Origin of the sequence: Vibrio sp. 11986-1-5, from assembly GCF_963878025.1 — a bacterium.
In the GTDB taxonomy this organism is placed as follows: Bacteria; Pseudomonadota; Gammaproteobacteria; order Enterobacterales; family Vibrionaceae; genus Vibrio; species Vibrio injensis.
This window is the reverse complement of sequence record NZ_CAWNVW010000010.1, coordinates 1-6,156: the sequence shown is the minus strand read 5'-3', so window position 1 is coordinate 6,156 and position 6,156 is coordinate 1. Positions and strand designations below refer to the sequence as shown.

The following is a 6,156-nucleotide window of genomic DNA, read 5'->3' as shown; positions in this document are numbered from 1 at the left end:
AAAAGTAGCGATCATTGCTTGCGTCAGAAAGATGGTAGTTATCCTAAATTCTATGCTCAGAGACGGCTGCATGTGGGATGCAAACAACGCCAAAAATTAACTCTTGACGCCATAGTCTCTTGTTATAACTTTGATAGCAGTAGATCTCTTAGTTGCGTCACTACCCCAACTAAACTTTCATCCGTGTTAGATGACTCATAATCATCAGGGTATATCCAATCTAGAAATTCTGCTGCATTAGTTCCCCCACCAATCATAGCGATAATATGATTTTGTACTTCCTCAGGTGTTAGACACTTTTTTGTTTTCAGCGAGTTAACATGAGCTATGTAATCATCTCGCAAGATCAATAGAGATTTGTTGCTGGTAATTAACTTATTATACTGCCCCCGAATTTTGTTCAGCTCAGGTGTCATTTCATTAAATTCGCGAGAATATTTACGATTTAACTCCACGTACTTGCAACAGTTTAAAACAATTGAGTTAAAACATAGCCTCCAAATACTTTGTCGACTAGCTACCAATTCTGGTTTATGCATATAAGGCTTATCTTCATATTCACGAATTATACTAACTGAAATAGTTAGATCACCTATCAAACCAACGAGAATTTCTAACAATTCATGATTTCTATTTCTCACTCAAACTCCAATAAAAGTTATAACGCCCGCTTAAGGGGCTGACAACGCTACTACCAAGTTTCCGCATAACACTGTAACCACCAAAATCAACGCACAATGAAAATGCCGCGCGTTGGAAGTCCCTCTTGAAGCGTTTGTTATGCTTTATTACTTATTGATTAAATTGAACTTTTTCAAAATTTATTGATTCAAACCACTTTAACTCAAAATAATAAACTTGCCTACTTTCAGCAAATATTGTTGCCGATTAGATCCCAACTAAGTTGAAGCGAATTAGCCTGCGGAATCAATGAACCAACAACACCAAAGGAAGAGACCGTTCAGCGACAATTGAACCTTTTGCGTACACAATTTATCAGAGCAGAGCCGGACAAAGGCGCACAATCATCGATAAACTTGAACTAACCAAACACTGTCAGCAAGTAAGGTGTTCATGAGATCCCAAACATGTTGAAGCGAAATAGCCTGCGGACTCAATGAACAAACAACGCCAAAGAAAGAGACCGCTCAGCAAAAATCGAACCTTTTACGTACACAATTTATCAGAGCAGAGCCCGAAAAAAACACAAAAGCATCGTTCAACTTTCAGTAGCCACAAAAAATAACAATAAGCTCATATTATCAATTAATTAGGATGAAAAACCGCCAAAATAAGACCAAACTTTCCTATTAAAATTTGTGCCTTAATGTTGCTGAGGCTCAATAAAGCATAACGCCCGCTTAAGGGGCAGCCAACGCTACTACTAACTTTCCGCATAACACCGTAACCACAAAAACCAACGCATAATAAAAATGCCACGCGTTGGTTGTCCCTCTTGAAGCGTTTGTTATGTGCCCGTACTCATTGTGTACTCTAAATGGCCTGTATATTCATCAACTTGCTCACTAATCACATTAAAACCTTGTGACAGATAAAACTGATAACTTGCCTGATTTTCTTTGTACACAGAAAGAGTAAGCATGACTCTTTGCGATCTTGCATGGGTCAGCAATTGCTTACCAATACCTTTACCTTGTAAGTCAGGATCTACAAATATCGCTGCCAGATTACTTTCATACAATGCGTAAAAACCAACAACTTTAGAATCCATTTCATAAACGCATATCTCTGAAGCTGGAAGGTAAATATTACGCATATTATCAACTTGGGATTTCCAAAATTCAGCTGAGACAAAATCGTGAGCTTTCATCGAAGTAGTCAACCAGATTTCAAGAATCGAATCTAAGTCATTATCGTTGTATTTTCTTATCATTTTTCACTCTACGATAGCTAAATTTATCGGGGCAACATAACGCCCGCTTAAGGGGCTGACAACGCTACTACCAAGTTTCCGCATAACACTGAAACCACCAAAATCAACGCACAATAAACATGCCACGCGTTGGAAGTCCCTCTTGAAGCGTTTGTTATGCTTTATTACTTATTGATTATATTGCACTTTTACAATGTTCATTTGTTCGAAGCAGTTTAACTCAAAATGACAAACTAGCCTACTTTCAACAATCATTGGTGCCGATAAGATCCCAAGCAAGTTGAAGCGAATTAGCCTGCGGAATCAAGGGGTCAATAACACCAAAGGAAGAGACCTTTCAGCGATAATTGAACCTTTTACGAGCACAATCTATCAGAGCAGAGCCGGAAAAAGCGCAAAATCATCGATAAACTTGCACTAACCAAACACTGTCAGCAAGTAAGGTGTTCATGAGATCCCAAACATGCTGAAGCGAAATAGCCTGCGGAATCAATGAGCAAGCAACACCAAAGAAAGAGACTTTTCAGCAACAATTGAACCTTTTGCGCACACAATTTATCAGAGCAAAACCCGAAAAAAACACAAAAGCATCGTTCAACTTTCAGTAGCCACAAAAAAGAACAATATACTCATATTATCAATTAATTAGGATGAAAAATCGTCAAAATCAGACCAAGCTTTCCTATTAAAATTTGTGCCTTAATGTTACTGAGGCTCAATAAAGCATAACGCCCGCCTAAGGGGCTGGCAACGCATAACACTAAACTCAAACACACCAACCGTAACCACCGCGGCTCAATGGGACTGGAAACGCCACGCGTTGACAGTCCCTCTTGAGGCGTTTGTTAGTTTCGTAGCCCATTGTTTAGCAAAAAAATTTTAAACACATTTGCTTGAAAGTGATTTTACGCAAATGCATCAAACAAACACACGTTCAACGCCAAAAGCTGTGAAGTTGGCAGCCAAAACTCAAAACGATCAAGGTTAAGTTGGCCACTTACCGAATCAACGACAAAGAAAGCACGCTCACAGCAATGATGCCGCTTTTGTGAAACCAAACTTCCAGTGTTGAGTATCCAACAATGTTGAAGCATCGAGGCTTGCTAGTTTTCAGCGACTTTGAGACTCCTGAACTTTCAACACGTTCTACCAAATCAGCATCAAGAAAAACGCAAAAGTCTAATTGTGCGGATTGAAAACTAAAGGATTATTTTTCAGAGTCTTACGTTTGAATTTTTGATGACTTTTCCTGAGAGAAACTAACGCCCGCTTAAGGGGCTGACAACGCTACTACCAAGTTTCCGCATAACACTGTAACCACCAAAATCAACGCATAATGAAAATGCCGCGCGTTGGAAGTCCCTCTTGAAGCGTTTGTTATGCTTTATTACCCATTGATTAAATTGAACTTTTTCAAAATTTATTGGTTCAAGCTACTTTAACTCAAAATGATAAACTTGCCTACTTTCAGCAATCATTGGTGCAAATAAGATCCCAAATAAGTTGAAGCGAATTAGCCTGCGGAATCAAGGGGTAAACAACACCAAAGGAAGAGGCCTTTCAGCGACAATTGAACCTTTTACGCACACAATTTATCAGAGCAGAGCCGGAAAAAAGCGCACAATCATCGATAAACTTGCGCTAACCAAACACTATCAGCAAGCTAGATGCCAATGAGATCCCAAACATGCTGAAGCGAAATAGCCTGTGGAATCAATGAGCAAACAACGCAAAAGAAAGAGACCTTTCAGCAACAGTCGAACCTTTTGCGCACACAATTTGTCAGAGCAGAGTTGGCTAAAAAAGCATGAGCATCGTTCAACTTTCAATAGCCACCGAAAAGAACAATAAACTCATAATATCAATAAATTAGAATAGGAAAACCTCTAAATCAGACCAAGCTTTCCCATTAAAATTTATATATTGATTTTGCTGAGGCTCAATAAAGCATAACGCCCGCTTAAGGGGCAGACAACGCTACTACCAACTCACCGCATAACGCCGTAATCACAAAAACCAACGCATAGTAAAAATGCCACGCGTTGGCTGTCCCTCTTGAAGCGTTTGTTATGCGATTTTTGGTTCATATACGTTACCTATAAACTGCTTAAGAAAATCTTTTTCCGGGGGAGAGATTGTTAGGTGCATTGACTCATCATCTTTCATAAAAGGTAAAAACTCACCATTTTCTGCTTGAAAACTTGATTTTTCTAGTGGATAAAACAGAGCAACTCTATATTCAGCTTCAGGCTCAAATACTTTCGGCTTATGAAAAGTAAGATCGATTGGATCAAATGTCTTTGGTAACTCGTTTTTACTGTAATATGTGATGTCTCGACCAATTACTTGCATACCTTTGAAGCGCTCTGTAAACAAACCAATAAGGAACGCTTCTAAAAGAGCAACGTTAACTTCAATACAAACATCGGCCTCAAATCTCTCATACAATTCGCTACTATTTTTACGGCTGCTTAAACATAGACAAAAACAATGTCTTGTAGGTATTGATATTTTATAGTCACTTGTCATGGCTTCAGGATCTATAATTCGGCCATTGACTTTTAAAATGCCAGAATATTTATCGATTAAAAACGTTTTTGACATCTCGTCATCACGCATTAGCTCATTTTCCATTCTTGCATAGTGAGTAAGATCGCTATATCTAAACCCACAGGAACCTTCAAGTAATGGAGTTAAAAACTGTTTTTTTCCGTATAAATATTTGATCAAAGTTAGCCTCCTGACGATTAATCGCATAACGCCCGCTTAAGGGGCTGACAACGCGACTACCAACTTTCCGCATAACACCGTAACCACAAAAACCAACGCATAATAAAAATGCCACGCGTTGGAAGTCCCTCTTGAAGCGTTTGTTAGCAGTGTACTCAAAGAGGCTTTACCATGTAATGACGCATACTTTTTATTACCGGAAAGTCATTTAAAGTCATCTGCTCAACATAACCGCATTTTTCATAAAATGGTTTCGCTTGAAAACTAAAAGTGTCTAAGAAACTTGATAAACAGCCTTTGCTACGAGCAAATTCTTCGGCCTCATTTAATAATTGTCTTCCCAATCCTTTACTTGAATGTTCACTATATACCCAAAGAAATTTCACGAGCAGCCACTGTCCCCAAATTTCACCGACTAAACCACCTAATTTTTTCCCATGATCATCATGCGAATAACAAGCAAACTCTGTATGGTAAATGTCTTTGAGAAAAGGCGTATTATGCTTACGTAAACCTAAACGAATCTCATCAATGTCAGATTGTTTTGGTTCAGTTGTTATATCTATTTTCATGATGTACCTGTTAAATATTACTGGAACTGCTAACGCCCGCTTAAGGGGCTGACAACGCTACTACCAAGTTTCCGCATAACACTGAAACCACCGAAATCAACGCATAATGAAAATGCCGCGCGTTGGAAGTCCCTCTTGAAGCGTTTGTTATGCTTTATTACTTATTGATTAAATTGAACTTTTTCAAAATTTATTGGTTCAATTCACTTTAACTCAAAATGATAAACTTGCCTACTTTCAGCAACCATTGTTGCCGATAAGATCCCAAATGAGTTGAAGCGAATTAGCCTGCGGAATCAAGGGGTCAACAACACCAAAGGAAGAGACCTTTCAGCGATAATTGAACCTTTTACGAGCACAATCTATCAGAGATGAGCCGGAAAAAAGCGCAAAATCATCGATAAACTTGAACTAACCAAACACTGTCAGCAAGTAAGGTATTCATTAGATCTCAAACATGCTGAAGCGAAATAGCCTGCGGAATCAATGAGCCAGCAACACCAAAGAAAGAGACTTTTCAGCAACAATTGAACCTTTTGCGCACACAATTTATCAGAGCAGAGTTGGCTAAAAATGCACGAGCATCGTTCAACTTTTAATAGCCACAAAAAAGAACAATATACTAATATTATCAATTAATTAGAATTAAAAACCGCCAAAATCAGACCAAGCTTTCCTATTAAAATTTGTATATTGATTTTGCTGAGGCTCAATAAAGCATAACGCCCAATTAAGTAGCCCGAAACGCTACTACCAACTTTCCGCACAACACCGTAATCACTCAACTCAACGCATAATAAAAATGCCACGCGTTGAGGGTCTGCTTGAATTGTTTGTATGGATAATAACTAACGAATAAGGGTAAAGTGAGACCCAGACTTTAGCTGCAACTAAAGTTCTCTATCTGATAGTTCGATTGAATTGTGGCTCCTCTATCGAGAGACCGATAACAAGAGCGAA

General features: G+C 38.6%; 5 protein-coding genes and 1 pseudogene. 1 reads left to right on the top strand and 5 read right to left on the bottom strand.

The features are described 5' to 3' along the window. Positions 1 to 100: pseudogene (locus tag AACS00_RS02880) on the top strand (IS110 family transposase); the annotation flags it as partial. 22 nt (positions 101 to 122) lie between these two features. Here the strand turns inward: AACS00_RS02880 and AACS00_RS02875 are convergent. The 5 genes from AACS00_RS02875 to AACS00_RS02855 form a co-directional block, all read right to left on the bottom strand. Further along, the gene (locus AACS00_RS02875) at positions 123 to 641 is read right to left on the bottom strand and encodes a hypothetical protein (protein WP_110168431.1); all 519 of its coding nucleotides are present in this window, start codon (positions 639 to 641) and stop codon (positions 123 to 125) included. An 827-nt stretch (positions 642 to 1,468) separates the two neighbouring features. Beyond that, the gene (locus tag AACS00_RS02870; protein ID WP_110168430.1) at positions 1,469 to 1,894 is read right to left on the bottom strand and encodes an N-acetyltransferase; all 426 of its coding nucleotides are present in this window, start codon (positions 1,892 to 1,894) and stop codon (positions 1,469 to 1,471) included. Between the two features lie 905 nt (positions 1,895 to 2,799). After that, a complete protein-coding gene (locus AACS00_RS02865) occupies positions 2,800 to 2,952 on the bottom strand; it encodes a DUF645 family protein (protein WP_181397665.1) in 153 nt (50 codons plus the stop codon). A 1,009-nt stretch (positions 2,953 to 3,961) separates the two neighbouring features. After that, entirely contained in the window at positions 3,962 to 4,624 is a 663-nt protein-coding gene (locus AACS00_RS02860) for a hypothetical protein (RefSeq protein WP_219968453.1), read from the bottom strand. 155 nt (positions 4,625 to 4,779) lie between these two features. Continuing rightward, entirely contained in the window at positions 4,780 to 5,196 is a 417-nt protein-coding gene (locus tag AACS00_RS02855; protein ID WP_110168428.1) for a GNAT family N-acetyltransferase, read from the bottom strand. Positions 5,197 to 6,156 lie beyond the last annotated feature (960 nt).

What these genes read in the sequence shown, in the direction of transcription:
- AACS00_RS02870 (WP_110168430.1), bottom strand. Translation starts at nt 1,894, where the DNA reads ATGATAAGAAAATACAACGATAATGACTTAGATTCGATTCTTGAAATC.
- AACS00_RS02855 (WP_110168428.1), bottom strand. Translation starts at nt 5,196, where the DNA reads ATGAAAATAGATATAACAACTGAACCAAAACAATCTGACATTGATGAG.